This window comes from Rhizobium sp. 42MFCr.1, assembly GCF_000377185.1.
GTDB classification, from domain to species: Bacteria; Pseudomonadota; Alphaproteobacteria; order Rhizobiales; family Rhizobiaceae; genus Rhizobium; species Rhizobium altiplani.
The window spans coordinates 37,375-62,421 of record NZ_KB897847.1 but is presented as its reverse complement, the minus strand read 5'-3'; the positions used below and the strand labels follow the sequence as shown (position 1 = coordinate 62,421).

Genomic DNA, 25,047 nt, shown 5'->3' with positions numbered 1-25,047 from the left:
ATATAGCGCCTCGAAGTCCTGAACAAGACACGGCTCGCGAACTTTCTTCAAAGAATTGTGACCTTGGTTGGACAGCCCGATTAAATTGCGGACAGAATTGCCGCGCCAACACTTGCAAGGCGTTAGCGACCGCGCTTGCCCAGCACGGCCGTGCCGAGCCGCTTCACGGCTTCGCGCAGCTTATCGCCCTCGATCCCCTCCATCATATCCTCCAGCTTTGCCGCAGCCGCCCCCTTCAAGGGAGGAGGCGTGCGGGAGCGCTTCACCGCCGGATAGACGGGTTTCTGGACGATACGGATCTGGTGGACGGCGGCAAATCCGAAGAAGCTGTTGACGCGCTGGATCAACTCGCCTTGCGCATGGGTCAGGAACAGCGCGCGGGCGCCCTCGCAGGCAATCGTGAGCACACCGGGCCGAAAGCTGCCCTCGTCGTTGCCGCGCGCCCAGGCGATCTTTTCCGGACGCGTGCAATCGGCGAACTCCGCACCGGCGATTTCATCCCACGAGCCAAGCAGCGCAGTGTTGATTCCGGCACGGCGCGCCAGCACGGGATCGATCAGCCCGTTGGCCAATTCGGAGATCTGCTTTTCACCTTTGCGTGGATAACTCATCGAAACCTTCAGATCGCCCTGCGTTCAGGCACCACTGCCTTGATCGCGCGGCATTGCTTCGCCAAGTATAGGGCACTTCCCCTCACGACGGCAAATGATGACATCGACGACACTGGACGCGCCTGCCGCCAAGCCCCTTCTCGACTGGTACGACCGCCACCATCGCGATCTGCCATGGCGCGTCTCGCCGCCGATGGCGGCGCGCGGCATCAAGGCCGATCCCTATCACGTCTGGCTTTCCGAGGTGATGCTGCAGCAGACGACGGTGCCGGCGGTGAAACCCTACTTCGCCAATTTCCTGGCACGCTGGCCGAGCGTGCGTGACCTCGCCGATGCCGCCAGCGAAGACGTTATGGCGGCCTGGGCCGGGCTTGGATACTACGCCCGCGCCCGCAACCTCAAGAAATGCGCGGAGGCCGTCGCGTCCGATCATAACGGCATCTTTCCAGATACCGAGGAGGGGCTGAAGTCGCTTCCCGGCATCGGGGACTATACGGCGGCCGCGGTGGCGGCGATAGCCTTCAACCGGCAGGCAGCCGTGATGGATGGCAACGTCGAGCGGGTGATCTCGCGCCTTTACGCGATCGCTACGCCCCTACCCGCTGCCAAACCATTGATGAAACAGAAGGTGGCTCTGCTGACGCCGCAGGATCGGCCCGGCGACTTTGCGCAGGCAATGATGGATCTCGGCGCCACGATCTGTACGCCGAAGCGGCCCGCCTGTTCGCTCTGTCCCTTCAGGGGATCCTGCGAGGCGCTGCGCCTGCACGATCCCGAGCGCTTTCCGGTCAAGGCAGCCACGAAGGAAAAGCCGATCCGTCAGGGCGCAGCCTTTATCGCGGTCACGGCGGATGGCGACCTCATGTTGCGGCGGCGCATCGAGAGCGGCCTGCTCGGCGGCATGACGGAAGTGCCGACGACCAATTGGACGGCGCGGCAGGACGGGGAAAGCTCGGCCGATGCTGCGCCTTTCCCGGCTGCCTGGGAGCCTTGCGGGACCGTCACCCACGTCTTCACCCATTTCGAGCTCAGGCTCTCGATCTACCGCGTCGCGATCCCCTCGCGAATTCAAGTGGATAACGGTTGGTGGGAGCCGGTTACAAATCTAGACTCGCAGGCACTGCCGACCGTCATGAAAAAAGCAATCACCGCGGCTATCCCGCTCGCGTTCAAACATGCCAAGGATTAATCGATGCCCATCGACCATATTGTTTTCGACATCGGAAAAGTTCTCATCCATTACGATCCGAATATTCCGTTCAGCCGCCTCATTCCCGATGAGGCCGAACGCAAGTGGTTTTTCGAGAATGTCTGCACTCATGACTGGAACGTCGAGCAGGATCGCGGCCGCACCTGGGAGGAAGCTGAAGCCCTGCTGATCGAGGTTCATCCGGATCGCGAGGAGCATATCCGGGCCTTCCGCAAATACTGGCACGAGATGGTCCCCCACTCCTACGACGACAGCGTCACCATCATGGAAGGCCTGATTGCCGATGGCCAGGACGTGACGATGCTGACGAACTTCGCTTCCGACACCTTCCGCGAAGCGCAGGTCCGCTTTCCGTTCCTGACGAAGCCGCGCGGCGTTACCGTTTCCGGCGACGTCGGTCTCATCAAGCCCGACATTGCGATCTACGAAACACACGCCAAGAGCTTCGGCCTCAATCCGGCGGCGACAATCTTCATCGATGACTCCGCCCCCAACGTCGATGGCGCCAAGGCGGCCGGCTGGGATGCGGTTCTCTTCACCGGCGCCGACAAGCTGCGCGCCGATCTTGCAGCGCGCGGCGTGAGGCTCTGACGATGGCATTCGATCCGGTTGAGGAAATCAAACGTTTTCACGGCGCGATCAACGCGCTCGACTTCGATATGATCGAGGACTATTTCGCGGACGACGCGACCTATGTCTCGAACGGGGTCGGAAGCCTGTCGGGGCGGGCTGAGATCATGGTCGCCTTCCGCAAGTATTTCGAGGACTACCCGGACCAGACGGCAATCAACACGCTGGTCGAGAAGGTCAGCCCGAATGCCGGCCGCGCCGTGTGGTCCGTTCGCGCAACGCACAGCAAGACGGGCAAGCCACTCGTCCGGGAAGGCGAAGAGACGATCACCTTCAACGACGACGGTCGTGTCACTCACGTCCAGGTAACGGACTATCAGGCGTTTTGAAAGAACGCTGCGGAAAGATAAAAAGCGAGCACGAAGAAGAGCCACAGGTCGGAGAACATCGCGATCTTCCTCGACCTGTTTTTCGGCCGCTCGAGAAGATGCTTCAGACCGGCGAGCCCGTAGAAAAGGCAGGCGGTGATCGCTGCCGGGACAATCCACCGCGGCTCGAAGAGGCTGAATATGCCAAGCATGCCGATCGAGAGATTGCCGAAGCCGATCTCCTGCACCAATGCCTGCGCCTTGTGATCGGTGACACCGAAGATCGTCTCCGCAGTGAAGGCCGGGTTGATGATCTGCTTCAGGCTTGCCACGAGCAGTCGCAGGCCGACGCCCCAAAAGACGAACCATTTCCCGACGAGGAAGACGACGTTGGCGTCCGCGCTCCAATGGGCTTCGGCGGCAACCGAACCCAGCGGCAGGACAAGCATCAGCAACAGTATGATCGCAAGATACATGGCGGGGTCCTTGCCTCTTTCGGATCATCAGCCGCCGATACATGACACGGAATTGCGCTGCCGCGCGAGCCAAAATGAAGAGCGCCCGGGGTGTTGATCCCGGGCGCCAGGCCTTCTTCCGTAACTGGAGGTACAAAACACCGGAAGAAGGGAGTCTCGATCAGGTCGAGGCGCGCGTCATTCCGCCTTTGCCAGATCACTGCGGATCACGGACCGCAATTCGTCGATCGGGCGCAGGGACTGCCCGTCGTCGAAGTGCCAGAATGTCCATCCGTTGCATGCATCAAGGCCCTGAACCTTTGCCCCAAGGCGATGAATGGAGCCGGCCTCGCCACCGGAGGCGACCGTGCCGTCAGCACGAACGATCGCACTGTAGCGACGGCGCGCATCAGTCAGCACCTGGCCGGGCTTGATCAGGCCGCTTTCGACCAGCACGTTGAACGCCACGCGGACTTCCTGCTTTTTGCCGGTCATGACGGTGAGTTCAGCCTTGCCCAGCGGCTCCACCGCTTCGATGCGGGCGGAGGCCGCGTCGATGTAGTCCTGCTCGCGCTCGATGCCGACGAAGTGGCGGCCGAGGCGCTTGGCGACGGCGCCCGTCGTGCCCGAGCCGAAGAACGGGTCAAGGATGATGTCACCGGGCTTCGAGGAAGCCATGATGACGCGGGCAAGCAGCGCTTCCGGCTTCTGCGTCGGGTGCACCTTCTTGCCGTCGTCGCCCTTCAGGCGCTCGTTGCCGCTGCAGATCGGAAACAGCCAGTCGGAACGCATCTGCACGTCGTCGTTGGCAGCCTTCATGGCGTCGTAGTTGAAGGTGTAACCCTTGGCCTTGGCGTTCGGGCTCGCCCAGATCATCGTCTCGTGCGCGTTCTGGAAACGACGGCCCTTGAAGTTCGGCATCGGGTTGGTCTTGCGCCAAACGATGTCGTTCAGGATCCAGAAGTTCAGATCCTGCAGCGTGGCGCCGACGCGGAAGATATTGTGATAGGAGCCGATCACCCAGATCGTGCCCGTCGGCTTCAGGACTCGGCGGCACGCGAGCAGCCAGGCGCGGGTGAAGGCGTCATAGGCTTCGAACGACGCGAACTGATCCCACTCGTCATCGACGGCATCGACCAGCGATTGATCGGGACGATGCAGCGTGCCGCCAAGCTGCAGATTGTACGGCGGATCGGCGAAAATTACGTCTACGGAGTGGTTCGGCAGGGCTTCAAGGGCAGCAACGCAATCGCCCTTGATGATCGTGTCGATCCAGGAGTCCGGCTTTGCGGAGGCCTTGAGATCGGCAAGCGGAAATACTGACGCCATCTGGAAACTCGCTCATACACATTACGCTTTTTACTGTCTGTTATGGTTACTCAGTTTGGTTACCAAAGCCTGAAGGCATGAGCGATTTCGGGAAAATAAGTCGCAGGCGCTTTGGCGCCGAAGGAGTTGGGCAGCGGCCCCTGCCCTTACGGCTGCTCTCGTTAGGCCGCCACGTCGTGCACCTTGCGGCTATCCGCCGGCGCTTCGCCGCGGTCATTCATGCCGTAGTCGCGGACGATGTGGCCGATGCGCAGCCGATAGTCCGCGAAGACGCCGTTGCGGCCGGCGTGCTGGGCGGCGCGGTGCGCCTCCAGGTTTCTCCACGTCTTCACAGCCTCCTCGTCACGCCAGAAGGAAAGCGAAAGCAGCTTGCCACGATTGGTGAGGCTTTCGAAGCGCTCGATCGAGATGAAGCCGTCGATCTTTTCCAGTTCACCGCGAAGCTCGCCGGCGAGATCGAGATAGGTGTGGCGTTCGCCCATGAAGGGCAGGACTTCGAAGATAACAGCGATCATGGCATCACCAGCTTTGCATGAGGAAGGGAAGTGTTTTTGAGGAAGATACGATCTTCCTTGAGAATGAAACGTTCGCGTTTGGCGAACTCGTAGTTTTCCTTGCCGAGCGTATCGGCGGCAAGACGGGCGCGATAGGCCTCGTAGGCGACGAGGCTTTCGATATTGTACACGCCGTAAGCCGTCGTGGCCGAACCCTCATGCGGTGCGAAATAGCCGATCAGGTCTGCACCGTTGCGCGGGATCGCCTGGCCCCAGTTGCGGGCATACTCGGCAAAGGCTTCCTTCTTGAACGGATCGATCTCGTAGCGGATGAAGCAAGTAATCATCGTGGTCTCCTTGTTGTCTGGAGATAGTTTTCGCACATTGTCCGACGACGATGCTTCGGTTATGATCGAAGTATGAAGGAAGGACCTGATATAGCTCAGATCGGCGCACTGATCGGCGACCCCGCCCGCGCCAACATGCTGACTGCATTGATGGGCGGCAAGGCGCTGACGGCGACCGAGCTTGCAGCGGCGGGCGGTGTTACCGTGCAGACGGCGAGCACGCACCTTGCCAAGCTGGAAGCGGGCAATCTGCTCGTGCAGCGCAAACAGGGCCGCCATCGCTATTTCACGCTGGCGGATGACAGCGTCGGCAAGTTCCTGGAGAGCATCATGGGCTTTGCGTCAGGGCGCGGCCATCTGCGCCATAAGCCAGGGCCAAAGGAACCGGCATTGCGCAAGGCCCGCATCTGCTACGATCACCTCGCCGGCGACTACGGCGTTCGCATGCTCGACAGCCTGATTGCCAAGGGAGCGATCGATGCCATGGGCGACGGTCTTGCCCTGACGGAGAGCGGCGAAACCGAGCTCAAAACTATCGGAATCGACGTCCACGCCCTGAAATCGTCGCGTCGGCCGCTCTGCCGCTCCTGTCTGGATTGGAGTGAACGGCGGGCGCACCTCGCCGGCAGCCTCGGCAAGGCCCTGCTTTCGAATTTCCTCGAGAAGGGCTGGGCCCGCCGCACGGCGGAAAGCCGCTCCGTGGTCTTTTCCCCGGAAGGCGAACGGCAGTTTCTTGCACTGTTTCCAGCCACCAAATAGCCGCGAACACCCGTAAAATCGAAGCCGCCCGCGACACGCAATCCAGCCATGCCCCGCTGTCGGTTGAGCTTCTGCGAGGCATCGTGTAAAGGGGCATCATCCCAAACAAGGCGTGAGTAAATGGAAGGCTTCGACCTCATTATCTTCGACTGCGACGGCGTTCTGGTCGATTCGGAAATCATCGCTGCGGATGTCGAATCCAAGCTTCTCACCGAAGCAGGCTATCCGATCAGCATCGAGGAAATGGGCGAACGCTTCGCCGGCATGACGTGGCAGAATATTCTCTTCCAGGTCGAGCGCGAGGCCAGCATCCCGATATCAGCCTCGCTGCTCGACAAGTCCGAGAAGCTCCTCGATATGCGCCTGGAGCAAGACGTGCAGGCGATAGCGGGCGTCGAAGCCGCTCTTTCGCGTCTGAATCTGAAGCGCTGCATCTGCTCCAACTCCAGCACCGCGCGCCTCGACATGATGCTTGGCAAAGTTGGCCTGAAGCGCCTCTTCGCGCCCCACATCTTCTCGGCAAAGGATCTCGGGGCCGATCGCGTGAAGCCGAAGCCGGATATCTTCCTGCACGGCGCCAAGCAGATGGGCGTTTCGACCGAGCGTGTTGTTGTGGTTGAAGACTCCGTTCACGGCATCCACGCCGCACGCGCAGCAGGCATGCGAGTCATCGGCTTTACCGGTGCCTCGCACACCTATCCGTCACATGCCGACAAGCTGACCGATGCCGGCGCTGAAACCGTCATCTCCCGCATGAACGATCTGCCCGGCGTCGTCGCCGCGCTCGCCGAGTGGGAAGGCGCAGTGTAACTCCGGTTACTCTCGAGCAGCAGCCGCCGGAACAGTCCTCATTTGAAGTTCAGCTCCAAGATCGGTCGCAGAGTCGAAACTCTGCGACCGATCTTGCTATGGGGACCGGGGGCCCCGCATAGCACCGCGACAAAACGAACTCATTCAGCTATCAAAGTACTTGTCTGTGTCTGAATGCTGGTTGTCTCGCATGACTATTTCCGTGGAATTGTGCACCCATCCCGAACTCGACGATCGGATTTCCATCCTCAGGGCGGGCGAAGAGGTTGACGCCGTCTTCGTCCGCACAGAGAGATTCAACGTCCTCGTCGACACTCTCGGAACGCCTGAGTTATGCCGGATGGCATTGGAGTTGCTTGACGACGACATGCGCGCTCGTCCTCTCATCGTTGTCAATTCCCACATGGACTGGGATCACTTCTGGGGCAACGCCGCGATTGCCGGCAAGGCCCCGATCATTGCCCACACGGCTGCGCGTGCACGTCTGAGCGACACTTCCTGCTGTCAAGTTCTGGACGAGAAGATGCGTGAGGAGCCGCGGTTCCGAAACGTCGAACTCATCGCGCCCGATATCACCTTTTCAGATTCGATGGCCCTTCATGGCGGCGACCTCACTCTGGAGCTCATCCACACACCGGGGCACACGCCTGACCATGTTGCCATCTGGATTCCGGAGATCCGTGTCTGCCTGGCTGTCGACGCCGTCGAGACGCCCATTCCGGAGGTCTGGAGTAAAAGCTCCGACGACCTTCGGCTGATCTGTTCATCGCTCGAACGGATCCGCGACTTGCACCCCAAGTTCGTCATCCCCGCACATGGAGGGACGATCTCGCCGTCCACTGTTGACGACAACCTGTCTTATTTCCGAGCACTGGCGGCCCGGGTCGAAAACCTAAGCGCGACTGAACTCGCAGACCCGGAATTGGGAAAATTGGTGAGCCTTCGACTTCAGGATTTCGTGGCCATCCCGGCCGACATGTCGCCGGAAGCGGTGGCATTCTACGAGACGTTTCACGAAACCAATCTCGGGGCGATGATTCAAGCACGCCTGGAAGGGTTGAACGTCGCATGAGAGCCACGGCCTTGCCGATCGTCCCTTTGTTATCCTGCAATTGCTAGATTTTCAGGCTTAGCGCACCGACCATAATCTCGAAGCGCGCCGGAAGCTGCCCAGGGGCTTCGCCGTCGCTGTCGATCGGCACCGGCTCCCTGCCGATCGGCCAAGCCTCGACGAGCCTTGCGCGATGGATGCTGACGAGCGGGCTTTTCAGATGACCGCCGCTGTAGATGCTGTTCATCAGCGTCAGGACCTTCAGCCTGCCGGCGCCGCGGATGATGATTACGTCGAACAGGCCATCGGCAACATCGGCATCCGGAGCGACCTTCATGCCGCCGCCGAACCATGCGCCGTTGGCAACGGCAACCGCGGTGATCGGCCCTTCATAGATATCCTCGCCGTCCAGCCTGAGACGGATGTCGCGTGGCGTGTAACGCAGGATTTGAAGCAGGCTGTGGAAGAAGAAGACCATCGGTCCCGGCAGACGCCTGCCCTTGGGCGCCTCGTTGACTGCCTGCACGATGTGACCGGAAACGCCGAAGCTCGCGATGTTGGCGAAGTGGCGGCTGACGGTGTCCCCATCCTCGTCGTCGCAGGTGAGCAATCCGGCATCGATCTGCCGTACCGTTGGAGAGGTCAGGCGGTTGGCGATCGTAGCAGGATCGCGTGACAACGGAAAATTGCGGGCGAAGTCGCATCCGGTGCCGGTTGCAATAAAGGAGAAGGCCGTGCCCGGCCGATGCGACTTCAAAATGCCGCCGGCCACTTCGCCGATCGTCCCGTCGCCACCGACGGCGATCACCAGATCGGCGCCGTCATCCGCCAGTTCGCGCCCGAACCGTTCGGCATCGCCGTGCCCCTTGGTTTCACGCAGGCTGAGATTGGTAAATCTCGCCTCTATGGCGCGCCGCAGCGCCGACCAGAACAGCTTCTTTCCACGTCGACCCGACGCCGGATTCAATACGATGCCGATTTTCAAGCGATCTGCTCTCCCCGCGCCGATCAGCTTAGCGATACGGAAACGTTCCTCAGGCCTTCTTCTTTTTCGTCGAAACCGGCCCCTGGTCGAAACCGATGTTCACGCGCACCATTGAGCCGGAACCGACCGGAAGCTTGATACCGTCCTTGCGGAACAGCGCCTGGGTGGCTCCGGAGCCGACCTCGACCGGGAAATTCGTTACTTCGGAATAAAGCGCATCCTCGCCGTCAAAGACCGTGATGCGAACCGGGAGCGTGACCTTACCGGGCGAACCGTTCGGGCCGGCGAGAACCCGAAGCTGGGCGACAACAGTCATCGTCAGGTTTGCATCGTTCAGGCTGCACTGGCGCGTATAGTCACCGATCGATGCCTGGAAGGCGAGTTTGTCCGCATCGCCGGTCTTGGCGCCGCCGGCATAGGTGCGGAAGATCGCGTCCTTGTCCTTCATGAAGATCTGCGGGCATGCTCCCTGGACGACAGGGGCAGTGTTGCCCGACGCGGTCTTGGCGGTGCCGATCGATGCGTTATTGGACGAGGGATTGGCCGGCGCCATCGGCATGATCTGCGCATTGCCATTCGGCTGGGCCGGTGCTGTTGCGCTGTCTCCCCCGCCCACACCGAGCGAGTTGCAGCCGGCAAGAATTGCCGCAAAAGAAGCCGAAACGATGAGACGCGAGACCTTGCCAAGCACGATTATTCCACCCTCTTCACAAAGTTTTTTGGCAGGCCCAATCACTTGATGGCAGGCCTTTCGTGACAGTTTGCGATGGTCTATATCAGCGGCGCAAACAAAAATCGATTGGGTAAGAACCGTTTTGATGCACATTTCGGGATCGCGGGCCACCGCCGGCAGGGCAAGCGAGATGCGGCGACAGGCAGACTTCCCCTCCAACCCGGATTTCCTCCGGCCGGCACATCAAGGATGACGACAGTGGATTATATCTCGACCCGCGGCGAAGCCCCTCCCCTCGGTTTTTGTGATGCTTTGCTGGCCGGCCTGGCGCGCGACGGCGGTCTCTACGTGCCGCGTAAGTGGCCGCATTTCACGAAAAAGGAAATCCGCGCGCTTCGGGGCAAGAGCTACCAGGAGGTCGCCTTTACGATCCTTTCGCCTTTCACCAACGGCGAGATTCCCGACGAGACGTTCCGCTCCATGATCGACGAGGCTTATGGTACCTTCCGTCACCCTGCGATCGCCCCGCTCGTCCAGACCGGCCCGAACAGCTTCGTCATGGAGCTGTTCCACGGCACGACGCTGGCGTTCAAGGATGTCGCGATGCAGCTGCTTGCCCGGCTGATGGACCATGCCCTGGAGAAGCGTGGCGAGCGCGCGACCATTGTCGGCGCCACCTCCGGCGACACTGGCGGCGCGGCGATCGACGCATTTGCCGGTCGCGTACGCACCGACATATTCATCCTCTTCCCGAACGGCAAGGTCTCGCCGGTGCAGCAGCGCCAGATGACGACCTCCACGGCCTCCAACGTTCACGCGCTTGCCGTCGAAGGCAATTTCGACGACTGCCAGAACCTCGTCAAAGCAATGTTCAACGATGCACCTTTCCGCGACCGCGTTAAACTCTCCGGCGTCAACTCGATCAACTGGGCCCGCATCATGGCCCAGATCGTCTACTACTTCACGACGTCGATCGCGCTTGGCGGACCGGACCGTAAGATTTCGTTTACCGTGCCGACGGGCAATTTCGGCGACATCTTTGCCGGTTACTGCGCCAAGCGCATGGGCCTGCCGATCGGCAAGCTGGTGGTCGCCACCAACGAGAATGATATCCTCGACCGCTCGCTCAAGACCGGCCGCTACGAGATGAAAACCGTGAAAGCGACGACTTCGCCGTCGATGGACATCCAGATCTCCTCGAACTTCGAGCGGCTGCTGTTCGAGGCCTATGATCGCGACGCATCGAAGGTTCGCGCGGCGATGAACAGCCTCAAGCAGTCCAACGGCTTCGAGATTGCAAAGGACGCCCTCGCCTTCATCAAAAAGGACTTCCGCGCCGGGCGCGCCAGCGAAAAGCAGGTCGCCCTGACGATCAAGAAAACCCATGCCGACACCGGCTATCTTCTCGATCCGCATTCGGCAATCGGCGTCTTCGTTGCAGGTAAACACGAGAAGCCGAACGCGCCGATGGTGACGCTTGCCACCGCACACCCGGCAAAATTCCCCGCCGCCGTAAAATCGGCCTCCGGTATTGACCCCGCGCTTCCGACGTGGCTTGCTGATCTGATGCACAAGGAGGAGCGCTTTCAGATTGTGAAGCCTGAGCTCAAAGCCATTGAGACCTTCATCGGCGAGCATACTCGGGCCTAAGTAACGCAGGCGCAGAAAGATAGCCAATGACAGTTGAGTGCACCCGGCTCAAATCCGGGCTGACAGTAGTCACACAGACCATGCCGCATCTGGAAAGCGTTGCGCTGGGAGTTTGGATCAAATCAGGATCGCGCAACGAGACGACAGACGAGCATGGCATCGCTCACCTGCTCGAGCACATGGCCTTCAAGGGCACGGCACGCCGCAGCGCGCGCGAAATCGCTGAAGAAATCGAGGATGTCGGCGGCGAGGTCAATGCCGCAACATCCACCGAAACGACCTCCTACTATGCCCGCGTGCTTAAGGATCATGTCCCGCTCGCTGTCGACATTCTGGCCGATATCCTGACGGAGTCCGCCTTCGAGGAGGAAGAACTCGAGCGTGAGAAACAGGTCATCCTGCAGGAAATCAACGCGGCAAACGACACGCCTGACGACGTCGTTTTCGACAAGTTTTCCGAGACCGCCTATCGCGACCAGACCCTCGGCCGGGCGATCCTCGGCACGCCGCAGACCGTGGTGTCGTTCACGCCGCAGCAGATCCGCGGCTATCTCAGCCGCAATTACACGACCGACCGGATGTTCGTCGTTGCGACCGGCGCCGTCCGGCACGACGAGTTCGCTCGCATGGTCGAGGAGCGCTTCGCGAGCCTTCCCACCTCGCCATCGGCGACGCCCGTCATGGAGCCTGCAAAATACATCGGCGGCAATATCCGCGAGACGCGCGACCTGATGGATGCGCAGATCCTGCTCGGCTTCGAAGGCAAGGCCTATCACGCCCGCGACTTCTACTGTTCGCAGATCCTCGCCAACATCCTCGGCGGCGGCATGTCATCCCGGCTGTTCCAGGAGGTGCGCGAGATCCGCGGCCTCTGCTATTCCATCTACGCCTTCCACTGGGGTTTCTCCGATACCGGGATCTTCGGCATCCATGCCGCCACCGGTGGCGAGAACCTGCCGGAGCTGGTGCCTGTTATCATTAACGAACTACACAAGTCGGCGGCGACGATCGAACAGAAGGAAATCGAACGCGCCCGCGCCCAGATCCGCGCCCAGCTGCTGATGGGCCAGGAAAGCCCCGCCGCCCGCGCCGGCCAGATCGCAAGGCAGATGATGCTCTACGGCCGCCCCATCTCCAACCAGGAGATGATGGAACGCCTCGAGGGGATCACGGTCGAGCGCCTTACGGATCTTGCGGGACGCCTGTTCTTCGATACCGTGCCGACGCTCTCGGCCATTGGACCGCTCGAACATCTGGCCCCGATGGAGGATATTACAGCGTCTCTTTCCTCGCCCGATCACCAGGGCAAGCAAGCCCTCGTCTGATCCCAGATCCATCCTGCCGGGAGTGATCGATGCCAAAATCGGTTTTTCGGTTTCTGTCGCGGCAGCCGGATTGGGTCGAGCTCGAGAACGAGCACTATGTGCTGCGCCTGCCGCGCTACCAGGATTTCAACCAGTGGCACAAGCTGCGGGCGGCGAGCCGGCAGTTCTTGGAACCGTGGGAGCCGACATGGCGCCGCGACGAGCTGACGGAGGGCTCCTATCGCGCCCGTGTCATCCGCGGCAAGCAGGAGTACGCTTCCGGCCAGGCCATTCCGCTCCTTCTGTTTCACAAACAGGGCATGACGCTGCTCGGCGGCATCACGATCGGCTACATCAGGCGCGGGGCGGCACAAAGCTGCATGATCGGCTACTGGATGGGCGAGGCTTATGCCGGTCAGGGTCATATGTTCGCCGCACTTCAATTGGTTATACCCTACATCTTCGCAGGGCTTGAGTTGCACCGTATCGAAGCAGCCTGTATTCCAGACAATGCTCGGAGCATCCGCCTGCTTGAAAAAGCCGGGTTTCAGCGGGAAGGCTATCTGCGCGGATACTTGAAAATCAACGGTCATTGGCACGACCATGTAATGTTCTCATTGCTCGCCACCGACACGGATAAAGGCAGGATAACCGACAGCCGATGACCAACAACCGCATGCTGCTCTCATCACCGGCCAGGCGATCGATCGCGGTGATCGCAGCTCTCTTGCTGTCAGCCATCCTGCTAGTGGCTGGCCACGTTCAGGCCGCCGAACCGGTCAAGATTTCCCGCGACGACACGGCACTCGACCTGACTGCCACGACGGAGATCTACGCCAACCAGGGCGAAGCCTTTCAGGTCTCGACCGCTGCCGGTGCCGACGGTATCCGTCGCCGTATTGAGGTACGTGCCAGCTCCGACAACCACCAGGGCGACTGGGCCGTCTTCGCGCTTGCCAACGTCTCCGACGAGCAGCTTGAGCGCGTGATCGTGGCCCCCCACTTCCGCCTCGTGAATTCCAAGCTTTTCTGGCCGGACCTCGGTTCGCAGCGCGTTATCGCCATTACGCCGAGCGAAGGCTTTGCGCTCGACCGGCAGCCGAGCGACGAGGCGGACGTGTTTCGCATCACGCTCAACCCCGGCGCCGTCATCACCTTCGTTGCTGAGCTGACGACGCCGGAGCTGCCGCAGATCTACCTCTGGGAACCCGACGCCTACAAGGACACGATCAACGCGTTCACGCTCTATCGCGGCATCGTGCTCGGCATTGCCGGCCTACTGGCGGTGTTCCTGACTATCCTTTTCGTCGTCAAGGGCACGTCGATGCTGCCGGCAACCGCGGCACTCGCCTGGGCCGTCCTCGGCTACATTTGCGTCGACTTCGGCTTTCTCGGTAAACTGATCAGCATTGCGTCGACCGACCAGCGAATATGGCGCGCCTGTGCGGAAGTCGCCCTTGCCTCCAGCTTCGTCATCTTTCTGTTCACCTATCTCAACCTCAACCGGTGGCACACGCACCTCGGCTACGTGACGCTCGCCTGGGTGCTCGGCCTGGCGTTGCTTTTCGGCGTCGCGATCTACGACCCGGCAATTGCCGCAGGCATCGCGCGCCTCTCCTTCGCGCTGACCGCGACGTTGGGCCTTCTGCTGATCGTCTACCTCGGGCTCAACCGCTATGACCGCGCGATCCTGCTGGTCCCGGCCTGGGCCTTGATCCTTGTCTGGATCTTCGGTGCATGGCTGACGATTACCGGCCGGCTCGATAACGACATCATCCAGCCCGCACTCGGCGGCGGCCTTGTTCTCATCGTCCTGCTGATCGGCTTTACCGTGATGCAGCACGCCTTTGCTGGCGGCGCGTTCCAGCAAGGGCTGTTTTCCGATCTCGAGCGTCAATCGCTGGCTCTAACGGGCTCGGGTGATACGGTTTGGGACTGGGATGTGGCGCGCGATCGTATCGTCACGATACCCGATGTCTCCGTCAAGCTCGGCCTCCCGCCCGGCGCTATGCATGGCGCCGCGCGCAATTGGCTGCCGCGGCTGCATCCCGACGATCGCGACCGCTTCCGCGCGACGCTTGATGTGCTCCTTGAACATCGCCGCGGGCGACTAAACCACGAGTTCCGCATCCGCGCGGAAGACGGTCATTTCCACTGGCTTCTCATCCGCGCGCGGCCTGTGCTTGGCTCGAACGGTGAGATCATCCGCTGCGTAGGCACCATAATCGACGTCACCGAACAGAAGAACTCCGTCGAGCGGCTGCTCCACGACGCACTGCACGACAACCTGACCGGCTTGCCGAACCGCCAGCTGTTCCTCGATCGCCTGCAGGCCGTGCTGGCATTGGCGCCCGGTGGCGAGACGCTGCGCCCGACGGTGATGGTGATCGATATCGACCGCTATAAGCTGGTGAACGATACGCTCGGGATCGCCGCCGGCGACAATATCCTGATCGCGCTCACGCGCCGCCTGCGCCGCCTCCTCAAGCCGCAGGATACGCTCGCGCGCCTCTCCGGCGATCAGTTCGGTCTCATCCTGACGTCCGAACGCGATCCGACGAAGGTGGCCGATTTTGCCGATGCGATCAGCAAGGCGATCATGGTGCCGATCAACTTCTCCAATCGCGAGATCATCCTGACGGCGTCGATCGGGCTGGCCTCCTTCGTCGATCAGCAGGAAAGTGCTGCGGGTATGCTCAGCGACGCGGAGCTCGCGATGTACCGGGCAAAGCGCGCCGGCGGCAATCGCGTCGAGCCGTTCCAGCCCGCCTTCCGCGATTTCGGCGCCGACCGGCTGCAGCTCGAATCCGACCTGCGCCGCGCCATCGAGCGCAAGGAACTGTCGATGGTCTACCAGCCGATCGCAGGGCTTGAAGACGTGGAGATCGCCGGCTTCGAAGCTTTGATGCGATGGGAGCATCCGAAACGCGGCGGCATTCCGCCTTCGGAGTTCATACCGATCGCGGAGGCATCCGACATTATCGACATGCTCGGCCGCTTTGCGCTGGAGCAGGCGACGAACGACCTGATGGGCTGGGAGAACCAGACGGGCGAACTGCCGATCTTCGTCTCGATCAACCTCTCCAGTGCGCAGCTGCTTAACAACGAGCTTTTCGACGATGTGCGCTCGGTGCTGGCGAAGACCCATTGCGATCCGTCACGCCTGAAACTCGAGCTGACGGAATCCATGGTCATGGAGAACCCGGAACAGGCGCGCCTCGTTCTCGAGAAGCTGCGCGAAATGGGCCTTGGCCTTGCTCTGGATGATTTCGGATCCGGCTATTCGTCGCTTGCCTATCTGACGCGCTTCCCGTTCGACACGATCAAGCTCGACAAGACGATGGTGTGCGACACTAGCGACAAGAAGGCGACCGTGATTCGCTCCGTGATCGCCATGGCGCGCGAACTGGATATGAAGGTCGTTGCCGAGGGGATCGAGTCCAACGAGGATGCGATGGAACTCGCCAAGATGGGCTGCACCTTCGGGCAAAGCTATCTGTTCGGACCGCCGATGGCATCGGAGTCCGTCTTGCGGCTGCTGAAGGAGCGGTTCCCGCTGACGAAGCGCGCCTAGCCGACCCGCGACCCAAGCTATGCCGCTCCCTATTGCGGCGCAGCGGCTCCCGCTATCAGCTGATGCATGTATTCAAGCTTGGTGACCACCGGCGCTGAGAGCACGAACGGATAGGAATCGGGCTGTCCCATGCTGCGCTGTATCGAGTTGATCGCAACGCTGAGCGGCACCCACTCGTCGACAAGCTGATCGGCACTTGCTGCCCTGTAGGGGTCGAAATCCACCTCGGCCGCCATCTCTTCGTGACCGCGGGGATCAATTGCAACGCCGAAGGCGCGAGCGGTCTCCAAGGTATCGACAATGTGAAGGTAATGAGCAAAACACTCAGCGAAGTCCTCCCAGGGATGAACGCTGGCATAAGCACTGACGAAACTCTCTTGCCAGCCGGGCGGAGCGCCATTCGCGTAGTGCCGTGCAAGGGCTTCGCTGTAGTCTTTGCGCTCATCGCCGAACACCGCTCGGAATCCATCGAAGGCGTTCCTATCGCGCACGAGGCGGTTCCAGATGAAATGACCCGTCTCGTGGCGGAAATGACCGAGCAGCGTCCGGTAAGGTTCGTTCATCGAGGTGCGAGCCTGTTCGCGCGTGACGTCGTCGGCCTCGGCGGCCCGAATTGCGATAAGGCCCTCCTCGTGTCCCGTCATCGCTGGCACGACGCTGCCGTCTTCCTTGACGGTGTCTTCGAGGAAGTCGAAAACCAGGCCGCCTACGGGATCCTGCGTGCGGTCCGGGTGCGGCAGCCGCCAACGCAAGAGGGAGTAGAAGAGGTGCCGCTGTGCCTGGCTGATGCGGCGCCACCGATCGACGCCATCCTGCGTCGCTGAATTCGGCACAAGCCTGTTATGCCGGCAGGCGACGCAGTAATCCCCCGCGTCTCCGTCCTCCACCAGCCAGTTGCAGACGTCGAGGCCGGCATTGGCACAGAAGCGCACCAGATCCGGCTGAGCCACGTATTGCCAGACATCGCCGTCCTGCTGCTGAACTGCATGCATGCGCAGACTATTCGACACGAAGCCAAGGCGATGACCGCACCGAACACACTGGCGATTGTCGAAATGAACAACCTGTTCGCAGTTGTCACATACAAAGAGCCTCAACGCGCGCCTCCCTCGGGATAGGGATCAAAAACCCATCGTGCAACATGGACGGCGGGCAATTTCCGGTTCGTGGTTTCCATCAACCTGCTTCTCCTGACTGGGCCTTATTGCCCGCGCCAGCAGAGAACGCGCTTTTTTTGCAGATCGTTCCGCCGATCAGGCGTGGCCGGCTTCGGCTGAAAGCATGGCGGCATTGATACCCATTGCGGCCAGTGCTCGCTCGTACTTGTCGTCGAGGCTGCGATCGAAGATCAGCTCCTCATTCGCCGCGCATGTGAGCCAGCCATTGTTGCCGACTTCGGCTTCCAGCTGTCCCGCACCCCAGCCGGCATAGCCGAGCAGCATGGTCGCCCGCTTCGGTCCCTTGCCATTGGAAATGGCGCGGATGATGTCGAGCGTTGCCGTCATGCAGATATCGTCACTGACGGGAATGCTGGATTCGCAGAGATAGTCATCGGAGTGCAGCACGAAGCCGCGGCCGCTTTCCACGGGCCCACCCGTCTGGATCGGGCAATCATGCTGAGGAAGGAGGATAGCTTCTTCGTCCTTGATCATTTCGAGATGCAGGAGAACGTCAGTAAAGGTCAGCTCTTGCGGGCGGTTGATCACGAACCCCATCGCGCCGGCATCCGAATGGGCGCAGATGTAGATCACCGTGCGGGCGAAATTGCGATCCTCCATGCCCGGCATGGCAATGAGAAACTGGCCATCGAAGAAGCCGCGTTCTCTTTTGTTTTTCACGGTCGCCAAGGACATCACTCCTCCTTCTGCCAGACCGCGCTAGGCCCCGACACCATGAGCATGAGCCAATGTCACGGATCAATCAACTGAAAATGAAAACTTAAATGTACGCGAGTTCTAGCCGAGCATAGGGATTTTCAATACATCATTGATCCATGCAGACTATTTCACTCACCATCCGCCAATGCGGTTCCGCCCTGTGCCTGTTCGTCGCCGTGCTGCAGTTTTCTCAGCCCGCCAGGGCGGAGATGAGCGCCTGGGCCGACAACGAGGGCGGTCGGATGCGCCTGATCGCGCTTCCGCCCGATGCAAACGGAAATATTCGCGCCGGATTGCAGATCGAGCCGAAGCCAGGCTGGATCACCTATTGGCGCGAACCGGGCAACAGCGGCATCCCGCCTCAAGTCACTCTCTCCTCCGAAGGCGTGTCGCTCGACAAGATGAGCTACCCCGTCCCAAAGCACATTGTCGCCGACAAGATCGATGAGGTTGCCTACGACGCGCCTGTCACCTTCCCGCTGCAACTGACGGCGAAAGACCCTGCTCTTCATGAGCTCAAGGCAAACGCCTTTATCGGCATCTGCGAGGAAATCTGCATCCCCTTCCAGGCAGAGCTATCGCTGACCTTTAAACCATTGGCCCAGTCGCGGCCGGCCGAAGAGGCTATTCTCAGGGATGCCGAGGCAGCCTTGCCACAAGCCGCCTCCTCCGCATTCAAAGTCGACGACCACGCGCTGTCGGCCGACATGAAGCAACTTTCCCTCAGCATTACCCTGCCGGAGAGTGGCGAGAGCGCGCCTGAGGTGATCGTCACAGGCCCGAGCGGGCGCGTCTTTACCAAACAGACGGCAACCCATCGCGACGGTCGCAACTTCACGACGACGCTGTCCGTGGACAAGCTTCCCAAGGCATATGACCTCAGCGGAAAGACATGGAGTGCTCTTGTCATCGACGGCTCGCGCGCCATCGAGACACCGCTTGCCTTTGAGTGATCGCGTTCTATAGTCGCGCCAAAATCGCGGCATTAGTGCCGCCATATGACAAGGAGACGTCCATGACCATCGCAATCGGCGACAAGCTTCCTGCGGCCACTTTCAAGGAAAAGACGTCGGATGGCCCGGTCGAAATTTCGACGGAGCAGCTTTTCAACGGCAAGCGCGTTGTTCTCTTTGCGGTCCCCGGTGCGTTCACGCCCACCTGCTCGCTGAACCACCTGCCGGGTTATCTCGAGAACCGCGACACCATCCTTTCCAAAGGCGTCGATGACATCGCCGTCGTCGCCGTCAACGATTGGCACGTGATGGGTGCCTGGGCCCAGTCTTCCGGCGGCATGGGCAAGATCCACTTCCTCGCCGACTGGGACGCGGGCTTTACCAAGGCGCTTGGCCTCGACACCGATCTCTCGGCAGGCGGTCTCGGCGTTCGCTCGAAGCGTTACTCGATGCTCGTCGAAGACGGCGTCGTGAAATCACTGAACGTCGAAGAAAGCCCAGGTCAGGCTACGGTTTCCGGCGCCGCCAGGATGCTGGAACAGCTGTAAGGCTTCGAGCCTCACCCAAACTGAAAGCGGCCCATGCGGCCGCTTTTGTGTTTCGTCGTCAAAGTTCACAGCACGCCACTTTTTTGCCTCATTTGTTATAACATAACTGTAATGTTATTACATTTTGGTGTTGCTATGACTTTTTGGGAGCTTCGACATTCTTCAGGCCTGATGGCGCTCTCTGCCGGCCGTCGCGTCTTCTATGTTGCCTTGATCGGCATCCCGCTCTGGGCGGCAATCCATTGGGCGACGCTGCTGCCATGAGCGCCATTGCGATCGAGCTTGAAGATCTGACGGTCGCCTATCAGCGGCATCCAGCCGTGCATCATGTGACCGGAACCATCGCGGCCGGAAGCCTGACGGCGATCGCCGGCCCAAACGGAGCCGGCAAATCGAGCCTGCTGAAGGCGATTATCGGAGAACTCCGTCCCTCCTCCGGCATGATAAGGCACCGGCTGAAGAGCACGGATTTCGGCTATCTGCCACAGGCAGCCAACATCAACCGCCGCTTTCCTATCTCGGTACTCGACACGGTTCTGCTGGGAGCCTGGCGACAGTCTGGGGCCTTAGGGCACATTGCATCAGCGGAGTGGCAGAAAGCGCACGACGCACTGGAGGCAGTTGGGCTGGGAGGCTTCGAACGGCGCGGCATCGGATCGCTGTCGGCTGGCCAGTTTCAGCGCGTGCTCTTTGCAAGGCTGCTGCTGCAGGATGCGAATGTCATCCTTCTCGACGAGCCGTTCACGGCTATCGATGGCCGCACCACGCGGGATCTTCTGGATATCGTTGCCAACTGGCATGGCGAAGGCCGAACGGTGCTTGCTGTCCTTCACGATTTCGCGCAGGTCCGCGCCCACTTTCCGCAGACACTCCTGCTTGCGCGCGACGTCATCGGCTGGGGCGCAACGGCGGATGTCATGTCCGAGGCGAACCTTCGCAAAGCGCGGGCGATGGCCGAGCGATGGGACGAGAGCGCCGGCATTTGCGAGCCCGCCAGATGACCGCCTACGATCTCCTCCTCGCGCCCTTCGCGGATTATGGCTTCATGCGCCGCGCGCTCGTCGCCTGCCTGTGCCTGGGGCTTGGCTCCGGGCCGATCGGTGTGTTCCTGATGCTGCGGCGAATGAGCCTCGTCGGCGATGCCATGAGCCATGCCGTTCTCCCCGGCGCCGCCATCGGCTATCTTATTGCCGGTTCGCTCTCGCTTACGGCAATGGGATTGGGCGGGCTCGTTGCCGGGCTTTCAGTTGCACTTTTGTCGGGCATGGTCAGCCGCGCGACCTCCTTACAGGAGGATGCGAGCTTCGCCAGCTTCTACCTCTCCTCGCTGGCGCTCGGCGTGCTCATCGTTTCGCTGCGCGGTTCGAATATCGACCTGTTGCACGTTCTCTTCGGCACCATCCTCGCGATCGATGCATCCGCCCTTTACGAGATCGGCGCGATCAGCACGGCGACGCTGGCAACGCTTGCGATCATCTACCGGCCGCTGGTCGCGGAATGCTTCGATCCCGGCTTTCTCCGAGCCATCGGCGGACGCGGACCGATCTATCACTTTATCTTCCTGCTGCTGGTCGTACTCAATCTGGTCGCGAGCTTCCTGGCCCTGGGAACGTTGATGGCGGTCGGCCTTATGATGCTGCCGGCCGCTATCGCTCAGCTCTGGTCGCCTAGCCTCCCGTCGATGATGGCAATCGCGGCGGCGAGTGCCACAGCCTCCGGCTATCTCGGGCTCATCGCCTCCTACCATCTCGAACTCGCCTCCGGACCGACGATCATCATGACGGCGGCGCTGCTTTACGCCATTTCGATCTTCCTTGCCCCGTCGGGCCTTGCCCGGCGGTATCTTCCTCGCCCGCATCTGAAGGGCTGACAACCGGAGACCCCCAATGATTTCCCGCAGACTGCTTTTCTCAATGATGCTTCCCGCACTCGTCGCGCTTTCGACGACGTCGGCTTCTGCCGCAACCCTCAAGGTGGTCGCATCGTTCACCGTGCTTGCCGACGTCGTCCGCCAGATCGGCGGCGACCGCGTCACGGTCACAAGCCTCGTCGGCCCGAACGGCGACCCCCATGAGTTTGAACCATCACCAAGCGACGCGAAGAACCTCAACGCTGCACAGGTTGCCTTCGTCAGCGGTGACGGTCTGGAGGGTTGGATGGACCGCCTGATCAGCGCCTCGGGCTACAAGGGCAAACCGGTCGTCGTCTCGGAAGGGATCAAGTTCCGCACCATGGAAGAGGATGGGCAGACGGTCACCGACCCGCATGTCTGGAACAGCCCGGTCAACGTCAAGGTCTGGGTCGCCAACATCGAAGGGGCGCTTGCGAAGGCCGCGCCGGCCGATGCTGCGGCGTTCAAGACCAACGCCGAAGTCTATTTGAAGAAGCTTGATGCGCTCGATGCCTACGCGCACTCGGAGCTTGCCAAAATCCCTGAGGACCATCGCAAGGTCCTGACCAGCCACGACGCCTTCGGTTATTTCGGCCGTGAATATGGCGTGCAGTTCCTCGCTCCGGTCGGCGTCTCGACAGAGAGCGAAGCCTCCGCCGCCGATGTCGCCAAGCTGATCGAGCAGATCAAGGCCGAGCACGTGAAGACGTACTTCATCGAGAATTCCAACGATCCGCGCCTCGTCAGGCAGATCGCGAAGGCGACGGGGGCAGAGCCCGGCGGCGAGCTTTACGTCGAGTCTCTTTCCGACACCAAGGGGCCGGCTCCGACCTACGAGAAGATGTTGCGTTACAACGTCGACCAGCTCGTGGCGGCGATGGCGAAAGCTAGCTGACGGCGACGGCTGGGTCGCGCCAAGGCGCGGCCCGGCCTCAATAGTTGAGATCGAAGACGATCAGGCCGCCCAAGCCGCCGTCGGTCGAGGACACGATGCGCTCGCCGACGCCGACGTGCTCGGGATGCACGAGGTAGACGTCGCGCGCTTCCGCGCTTTCAAAGGTGACGGCAAAACCATCGACGTAGCCCGCATGTAGCCCCTCGGGCGAGACATTCGGGCCATACTTGATGTCGATGATGCCGGGGATCACCTGCTTCAATGCGACGATCGCGTCAAACAAGGACTGCTTCTCTTCCCCTGTCATGGCAGCCTTAAGCCGCATCAGCACGCAGTGCAGGATCATGTGGTGACCTCCCGGATCCGTTTTCAGGCGAGCATAAGGAGAAACGTCGCGGGGGCAAGTGACAAGGATGTGCCGTTTTGCAGAGATCCCCATCTGAATGGCCACGGCAAGACCGGCGTGCGAGACGTGACCAATTCGACGCCCTAAACCGTCGTAAACGGAACGGCGCATCCTACATTCTCGTCTAATCTGTCGGTATCCAGTGCGCGGGGAAGAGGAGCCCCGCACGAGGCAGCATTTTCAACGGAGGAGATGGAAATGAGCAAGAACCGAGGCGTCGTCTACATGCGGCCCGGCAAGGTCGAAATCCACGACATCGACGATCCGAAACTTGAGGCACCCGATGGCCGCAAGATCGAGCACGGTGTCATCCTGAAAGTGATCTCCACCAACATCTGCGGATCGGACCAGCATATGGTTCGCGGCCGCACTACCGCGATGCCGGGCCTTGTTCTCGGCCACGAAATCACCGGCGAGGTGATCGAGAAGGGTGTCGATGTCGAGATGCTGCAGATCGGTGATCTCGTCTCCGTTCCGTTCAACGTCGCCTGCGGCCGCTGCCGCTGCTGCAAATCGCAGGACACGGGCGTCTGCCTGACGGTCAACCCGTCGCGCGCCGGCGGCGCCTACGGCTACGTCGACATGGGCGGCTGGATCGGCGGGCAGGCCCGCTACGTGACCATTCCGTATGCCGATTTCAATCTCTTGAAATTCCCGAACCGCGACCGCGCGATGGAAAAGATCCGCGATCTGACCATGCTCTCCGACATCCTGCCGACCGGTTTCCACGGTGCGGTGCGCGCCGGTGTCGGCGTCGGATCCACCGTCTATGTCGCCGGCGCCGGTCCGGTCGGGCTTGCGGCGGCTGCATCCGCCCGCATCCTCGGGGCTGCCGTCGTGATGATCGGCGACTTCAACAAGGATCGCCTTGCCCATGCCGCCAAGGTCGGCTTCGAGCCGATCGACCTGTCGAAGAGCGACCGGCTCGGCGACATGATCGCGCAGGTGACCGGCACTAACGAAGTGGACAGCGCCATCGACGCCGTCGGCTTCGAGGCACGCGGGCATTCGGGCGGCGAGCAACCGGCGATCGTTCTGAACCAGATGATGGAAATCACCCGCGCGGCCGGCTCGATCGGCATTCCCGGCCTCTACGTGACCGAAGATCCGGGCGCCGTCGACAACGCCGCCAAGCACGGCAACCTGTCGCTCCGCTTCGGCCTCGGCTGGGCAAAGGCGCAGTCCTTCCATACGGGCCAGACGCCGGTGCTGAAGTATAACCGCCAGCTCATGCAGGCGATCCTGCATGACCGGTTGCCGATCGCCGATATCGTCAACGCCAAAGTCATCCCGCTTGAAGATGCGGTACAGGGCTACGAAAGCTTCGACCATGGTGCTGCGATGAAGTTCGTGCTCGACCCGCACGGCGAAGTCGCCAAGGCGGCGTAATCAACAAGCCTCCCGAGGCTCGGCGCAGCGGGTGCATTCCGCATCCGTTGCGCCACCCCAAAATTCCTACGCGATATCCAGCAAGAGAGCCCGATGGTCGGACACCTCGGGCTGTTCAACGACGTCGAACCCCACGACGTCAACATTTGCCGTGACCAACATGTAGTCGGCGTAGCGGCCTTCCTTGGTGTAGTGCGAGGTTCGAGTATCCTTATGGCCGCGCGAGGTCACGAGGTCGGTGAGACCGAGTTCGGCAAGCGCGTCGAACATGAGGCTGTCAGGAAGCACATTGAAGTCGCCGCAGACGACGAGCGGCTCGCCCTCGCGCCATATGCGGCGGATGAGAGCGACCAAGACATCCGCCTGGCCGCGACGCGCTGGCGTGTCGCCCTTGCCGGCAAGGTCGCGTAGGCCATGCAGTTGGGCGATGGTAATCGGACGATTGGCGCGATAATCGAACAGGCGAAGGCACTGCGCGTTGCACGCGCGGGGGTGTGCGCCATAGCCATCGCTCGAGAAGTCGCCGTGTACGAAGTCCATCGCCTGGCCAATGACCGGATGCGATTGGCGCACGAAGGTTGCAAGCCCGAATTCCGACACGACAGAGGTCTCGCCTTCGAAAAGTTCGCCCCTTGCGGTCGGCGCGTAGAGGGCATCATGGGCGGGAAGGATCGCCTTGATCTCGGCAAACAGATTGGCGCGTTGCGGCAGGATATGACTGCGGTCGCGGTAGACCAGCCAGTCACTGGAAACGGTTACCGAGCGCGTGATTTCCTGCAGGCAGAGAACATCGGCGTCGATCTCGGCGAGGTAGGGAATGAGCGGCGCATGCAGCTTTCCGCCCCATGCATTCAGCGAGACAATCCGCATCACACCCCTCCCCGATCTACGCCAAACG

At 61.1% G+C, this 25,047-nt stretch carries 28 protein-coding genes; 17 read left to right on the top strand and 11 right to left on the bottom strand.

The genetic code is table 11. The features are described 5' to 3' along the window. Positions 1–122 precede the first annotated feature (122 nt). Positions 123–611, bottom strand: a complete 489-nt coding sequence (locus tag C934_RS0123460; RefSeq protein WP_018859029.1) for a DUF721 domain-containing protein — start codon at positions 609–611, stop codon at positions 123–125. Positions 612–708: 97 nt separating this feature from the next. Here C934_RS0123460 and mutY point away from each other — a divergent pair, with 97 nt between their 5' ends. Genes mutY through C934_RS0123445 form a run of 3 tightly spaced genes read left to right on the top strand, consistent with a single transcriptional unit; the run spans position 709 to position 2,780 of the window. Further along, on the top strand, positions 709–1,800 hold the full coding sequence (gene mutY, locus C934_RS0123455; protein ID WP_026372017.1) for an A/G-specific adenine glycosylase: 1,092 nt from the start codon (positions 709–711) through the stop codon (positions 1,798–1,800). Positions 1,801–1,803: 3 nt separating this feature from the next. Further along, a complete protein-coding gene (locus C934_RS0123450) occupies positions 1,804–2,412 on the top strand; it encodes an HAD family hydrolase (protein ID WP_018859027.1) in 609 nt (202 codons plus the stop codon). A gap of 2 nt (positions 2,413–2,414) precedes the next feature. Next, positions 2,415–2,780 carry a nuclear transport factor 2 family protein gene (locus C934_RS0123445; RefSeq protein ID WP_018859026.1) on the top strand — a complete coding sequence of 122 codons (366 nt, stop codon included), beginning with the start codon at positions 2,415–2,417 and terminating at the stop codon, positions 2,778–2,780. Here the strand turns inward: C934_RS0123445 and C934_RS0123440 are convergent. The 4 genes from C934_RS0123440 to C934_RS0123425 all read right to left on the bottom strand — a co-directional run bounded on the left by C934_RS0123440 (position 2,768) and on the right by C934_RS0123425 (position 5,384). Beyond that, the gene (locus C934_RS0123440; RefSeq protein ID WP_018859025.1) at positions 2,768–3,235 is read right to left on the bottom strand and encodes a DUF6790 family protein; all 468 of its coding nucleotides are present in this window, start codon (positions 3,233–3,235) and stop codon (positions 2,768–2,770) included. The genes C934_RS0123445 and C934_RS0123440 overlap by 13 nt on opposite strands. 177 nt (positions 3,236–3,412) lie before the next feature. Then, positions 3,413–4,543, bottom strand: coding sequence for a site-specific DNA-methyltransferase (locus C934_RS0123435; protein ID WP_016553038.1), 1,131 nt, complete (start codon positions 4,541–4,543; stop codon positions 3,413–3,415). A 161-nt stretch (positions 4,544–4,704) separates the two neighbouring features. Next, positions 4,705–5,058: an antibiotic biosynthesis monooxygenase family protein gene (locus C934_RS0123430; protein WP_018116426.1), complete on the bottom strand. Its 354-nt coding sequence runs from the start codon at positions 5,056–5,058 to the stop codon at positions 4,705–4,707. Next, positions 5,055–5,384, bottom strand: a complete 330-nt coding sequence (locus C934_RS0123425) for an NIPSNAP family protein (RefSeq protein WP_018859024.1) — start codon at positions 5,382–5,384, stop codon at positions 5,055–5,057. The genes C934_RS0123430 and C934_RS0123425 overlap by 4 nt, the downstream gene beginning before the upstream one ends. 72 nt (positions 5,385–5,456) lie before the next feature. Between C934_RS0123425 and C934_RS0123420 the strand changes: the two genes are divergently transcribed. The 3 genes from C934_RS0123420 (at position 5,457) to C934_RS0123410 (ending at position 8,025) form a co-directional block, all read left to right on the top strand. Continuing rightward, positions 5,457–6,143 carry an ArsR/SmtB family transcription factor gene (locus tag C934_RS0123420; protein ID WP_018859023.1) on the top strand — a complete coding sequence of 229 codons (687 nt, stop codon included), beginning with the start codon at positions 5,457–5,459 and terminating at the stop codon, positions 6,141–6,143. A 120-nt stretch (positions 6,144–6,263) separates the two neighbouring features. After that, complete coding sequence (locus C934_RS0123415) at positions 6,264–6,953, top strand: HAD family hydrolase (protein ID WP_018859022.1); 690 nt, start codon at positions 6,264–6,266, stop codon at positions 6,951–6,953. 190 nt (positions 6,954–7,143) lie between these two features. Then, positions 7,144–8,025, top strand: coding sequence for an MBL fold metallo-hydrolase (locus C934_RS0123410; protein WP_018859021.1), 882 nt, complete (start codon positions 7,144–7,146; stop codon positions 8,023–8,025). Positions 8,026–8,068: 43 nt separating this feature from the next. Here C934_RS0123410 and C934_RS0123405 read toward each other — a convergent pair whose 3' ends face one another. Together C934_RS0123405 and C934_RS0123400 are read right to left on the bottom strand one after the other, a co-directional pair. After that, a complete protein-coding gene (locus C934_RS0123405; protein WP_018859020.1) occupies positions 8,069–8,989 on the bottom strand; it encodes a diacylglycerol/lipid kinase family protein in 921 nt (306 codons plus the stop codon). A 49-nt stretch (positions 8,990–9,038) separates the two neighbouring features. Beyond that, a complete protein-coding gene (locus C934_RS0123400) occupies positions 9,039–9,683 on the bottom strand; it encodes a hypothetical protein (protein WP_025661113.1) in 645 nt (214 codons plus the stop codon). A 237-nt stretch (positions 9,684–9,920) separates the two neighbouring features. Here C934_RS0123400 and thrC point away from each other — a divergent pair, with 237 nt between their 5' ends. The 4 genes from thrC to C934_RS0123380 are packed head-to-tail and all read left to right on the top strand — an operon-like array spanning position 9,921 to position 16,190. Then, positions 9,921–11,312 (top strand): threonine synthase, encoded by a 1,392-nt coding sequence (thrC, locus tag C934_RS0123395; protein WP_018859018.1) that lies wholly within the window; start codon positions 9,921–9,923, stop codon positions 11,310–11,312. 26 nt (positions 11,313–11,338) lie between these two features. Continuing rightward, positions 11,339–12,637, top strand: coding sequence for a M16 family metallopeptidase (locus tag C934_RS0123390; RefSeq protein WP_025661111.1), 1,299 nt, complete (start codon positions 11,339–11,341; stop codon positions 12,635–12,637). Between the two features lie 29 nt (positions 12,638–12,666). After that, a complete protein-coding gene (locus C934_RS0123385) occupies positions 12,667–13,281 on the top strand; it encodes a GNAT family N-acetyltransferase (RefSeq protein WP_018859016.1) in 615 nt (204 codons plus the stop codon). Then, positions 13,278–16,190, top strand: coding sequence for an EAL domain-containing protein (locus tag C934_RS0123380; protein ID WP_018859015.1), 2,913 nt, complete (start codon positions 13,278–13,280; stop codon positions 16,188–16,190). The genes C934_RS0123385 and C934_RS0123380 overlap by 4 nt, the downstream gene beginning before the upstream one ends. A 29-nt stretch (positions 16,191–16,219) precedes the next feature. Here the strand turns inward: C934_RS0123380 and C934_RS0123375 are convergent, their stop codons facing one another. Next, positions 16,220–17,287 carry a zinc-binding metallopeptidase family protein gene (locus C934_RS0123375; RefSeq protein ID WP_026372015.1) on the bottom strand — a complete coding sequence of 356 codons (1,068 nt, stop codon included), beginning with the start codon at positions 17,285–17,287 and terminating at the stop codon, positions 16,220–16,222. Between the two features lie 156 nt (positions 17,288–17,443). Then, positions 17,444–18,043 (bottom strand): YqgE/AlgH family protein, encoded by a 600-nt coding sequence (locus C934_RS0123370; protein WP_018859013.1) that lies wholly within the window; start codon positions 18,041–18,043, stop codon positions 17,444–17,446. 140 nt (positions 18,044–18,183) lie between these two features. Here C934_RS0123370 and C934_RS0123365 point away from each other — a divergent pair, with 140 nt between their 5' ends. From C934_RS0123365 to C934_RS0123340, 6 genes are all read left to right on the top strand, one after another. Continuing rightward, positions 18,184–19,020 carry a protein-disulfide reductase DsbD domain-containing protein gene (locus C934_RS0123365; protein WP_018859012.1) on the top strand — a complete coding sequence of 279 codons (837 nt, stop codon included), beginning with the start codon at positions 18,184–18,186 and terminating at the stop codon, positions 19,018–19,020. Positions 19,021–19,082: 62 nt separating this feature from the next. Continuing rightward, positions 19,083–19,568 carry a peroxiredoxin gene (locus tag C934_RS0123360; RefSeq protein WP_018859011.1) on the top strand — a complete coding sequence of 162 codons (486 nt, stop codon included), beginning with the start codon at positions 19,083–19,085 and terminating at the stop codon, positions 19,566–19,568. Positions 19,569–19,703: 135 nt separating this feature from the next. Then, positions 19,704–19,832, top strand: a complete 129-nt coding sequence (locus tag C934_RS36225; protein ID WP_272481253.1) for a hypothetical protein — start codon at positions 19,704–19,706, stop codon at positions 19,830–19,832. Then, positions 19,829–20,569, top strand: a complete 741-nt coding sequence (locus tag C934_RS0123350) for a metal ABC transporter ATP-binding protein (protein WP_018859009.1) — start codon at positions 19,829–19,831, stop codon at positions 20,567–20,569. Before C934_RS36225 ends, C934_RS0123350 begins: the two co-directional genes overlap by 4 nt. Then, positions 20,566–21,438, top strand: coding sequence for a metal ABC transporter permease (locus C934_RS0123345; RefSeq protein WP_018859008.1), 873 nt, complete (start codon positions 20,566–20,568; stop codon positions 21,436–21,438). The genes C934_RS0123350 and C934_RS0123345 overlap by 4 nt, the downstream gene beginning before the upstream one ends. A gap of 16 nt (positions 21,439–21,454) precedes the next feature. After that, positions 21,455–22,354: a metal ABC transporter substrate-binding protein gene (locus tag C934_RS0123340; protein ID WP_018859007.1), complete on the top strand. Its 900-nt coding sequence runs from the start codon at positions 21,455–21,457 to the stop codon at positions 22,352–22,354. A gap of 37 nt (positions 22,355–22,391) precedes the next feature. On the opposite strand, the gene C934_RS0123335 is transcribed toward C934_RS0123340, so the two are convergent. Then, positions 22,392–22,700: a Dabb family protein gene (locus C934_RS0123335; protein ID WP_018859006.1), complete on the bottom strand. Its 309-nt coding sequence runs from the start codon at positions 22,698–22,700 to the stop codon at positions 22,392–22,394. A gap of 258 nt (positions 22,701–22,958) precedes the next feature. On the opposite strand from C934_RS0123335, the gene fdhA reads away from it, so the two are divergent. After that, positions 22,959–24,149, top strand: coding sequence for a formaldehyde dehydrogenase, glutathione-independent (gene fdhA / locus C934_RS0123330; protein WP_018859005.1), 1,191 nt, complete (start codon positions 22,959–22,961; stop codon positions 24,147–24,149). Positions 24,150–24,215: 66 nt separating this feature from the next. Here the strand turns inward: fdhA and C934_RS0123325 are convergent, their stop codons facing one another. Beyond that, positions 24,216–25,019, bottom strand: coding sequence for an endonuclease/exonuclease/phosphatase family protein (locus C934_RS0123325; protein WP_018859004.1), 804 nt, complete (start codon positions 25,017–25,019; stop codon positions 24,216–24,218). Between the last annotated feature and the right edge of the window lie 28 nt (positions 25,020–25,047).

What these genes read in the sequence shown, in the direction of transcription:
- C934_RS0123325 (WP_018859004.1), bottom strand. Translation starts at nt 25,019, where the DNA reads ATGCGGATTGTCTCGCTGAATGCATGGGGCGGAAAGCTGCATGCGCCG.
- C934_RS0123430 (WP_018116426.1), bottom strand. Translation starts at nt 5,058, where the DNA reads ATGATCGCTGTTATCTTCGAAGTCCTGCCCTTCATGGGCGAACGCCAC.
- C934_RS0123340 (WP_018859007.1), top strand. Translation starts at nt 21,455, where the DNA reads ATGATTTCCCGCAGACTGCTTTTCTCAATGATGCTTCCCGCACTCGTC.
- fdhA (WP_018859005.1), top strand. Translation starts at nt 22,959, where the DNA reads ATGAGCAAGAACCGAGGCGTCGTCTACATGCGGCCCGGCAAGGTCGAA.
- C934_RS0123440 (WP_018859025.1), bottom strand. Translation starts at nt 3,235, where the DNA reads ATGTATCTTGCGATCATACTGTTGCTGATGCTTGTCCTGCCGCTGGGT.
- C934_RS0123450 (WP_018859027.1), top strand. Translation starts at nt 1,804, where the DNA reads ATGCCCATCGACCATATTGTTTTCGACATCGGAAAAGTTCTCATCCAT.
- C934_RS36225 (WP_272481253.1), top strand. Translation starts at nt 19,704, where the DNA reads ATGACTTTTTGGGAGCTTCGACATTCTTCAGGCCTGATGGCGCTCTCT.
- C934_RS0123435 (WP_016553038.1), bottom strand. Translation starts at nt 4,543, where the DNA reads ATGGCGTCAGTATTTCCGCTTGCCGATCTCAAGGCCTCCGCAAAGCCG.
- C934_RS0123335 (WP_018859006.1), bottom strand. Translation starts at nt 22,700, where the DNA reads ATGATCCTGCACTGCGTGCTGATGCGGCTTAAGGCTGCCATGACAGGG.
- C934_RS0123370 (WP_018859013.1), bottom strand. Translation starts at nt 18,043, where the DNA reads ATGTCCTTGGCGACCGTGAAAAACAAAAGAGAACGCGGCTTCTTCGAT.
- C934_RS0123420 (WP_018859023.1), top strand. Translation starts at nt 5,457, where the DNA reads ATGAAGGAAGGACCTGATATAGCTCAGATCGGCGCACTGATCGGCGAC.
- C934_RS0123410 (WP_018859021.1), top strand. Translation starts at nt 7,144, where the DNA reads ATGACTATTTCCGTGGAATTGTGCACCCATCCCGAACTCGACGATCGG.
- C934_RS0123345 (WP_018859008.1), top strand. Translation starts at nt 20,566, where the DNA reads ATGACCGCCTACGATCTCCTCCTCGCGCCCTTCGCGGATTATGGCTTC.
- C934_RS0123350 (WP_018859009.1), top strand. Translation starts at nt 19,829, where the DNA reads ATGAGCGCCATTGCGATCGAGCTTGAAGATCTGACGGTCGCCTATCAG.
- C934_RS0123360 (WP_018859011.1), top strand. Translation starts at nt 19,083, where the DNA reads ATGACCATCGCAATCGGCGACAAGCTTCCTGCGGCCACTTTCAAGGAA.
- C934_RS0123365 (WP_018859012.1), top strand. Translation starts at nt 18,184, where the DNA reads ATGCAGACTATTTCACTCACCATCCGCCAATGCGGTTCCGCCCTGTGC.
- C934_RS0123445 (WP_018859026.1), top strand. Translation starts at nt 2,415, where the DNA reads ATGGCATTCGATCCGGTTGAGGAAATCAAACGTTTTCACGGCGCGATC.
- C934_RS0123460 (WP_018859029.1), bottom strand. Translation starts at nt 611, where the DNA reads ATGAGTTATCCACGCAAAGGTGAAAAGCAGATCTCCGAATTGGCCAAC.
- mutY (WP_026372017.1), top strand. Translation starts at nt 709, where the DNA reads ATGACATCGACGACACTGGACGCGCCTGCCGCCAAGCCCCTTCTCGAC.
- C934_RS0123415 (WP_018859022.1), top strand. Translation starts at nt 6,264, where the DNA reads ATGGAAGGCTTCGACCTCATTATCTTCGACTGCGACGGCGTTCTGGTC.
- C934_RS0123390 (WP_025661111.1), top strand. Translation starts at nt 11,339, where the DNA reads ATGACAGTTGAGTGCACCCGGCTCAAATCCGGGCTGACAGTAGTCACA.
- C934_RS0123380 (WP_018859015.1), top strand. Translation starts at nt 13,278, where the DNA reads ATGACCAACAACCGCATGCTGCTCTCATCACCGGCCAGGCGATCGATC.
- C934_RS0123385 (WP_018859016.1), top strand. Translation starts at nt 12,667, where the DNA reads ATGCCAAAATCGGTTTTTCGGTTTCTGTCGCGGCAGCCGGATTGGGTC.
- C934_RS0123425 (WP_018859024.1), bottom strand. Translation starts at nt 5,384, where the DNA reads ATGATTACTTGCTTCATCCGCTACGAGATCGATCCGTTCAAGAAGGAA.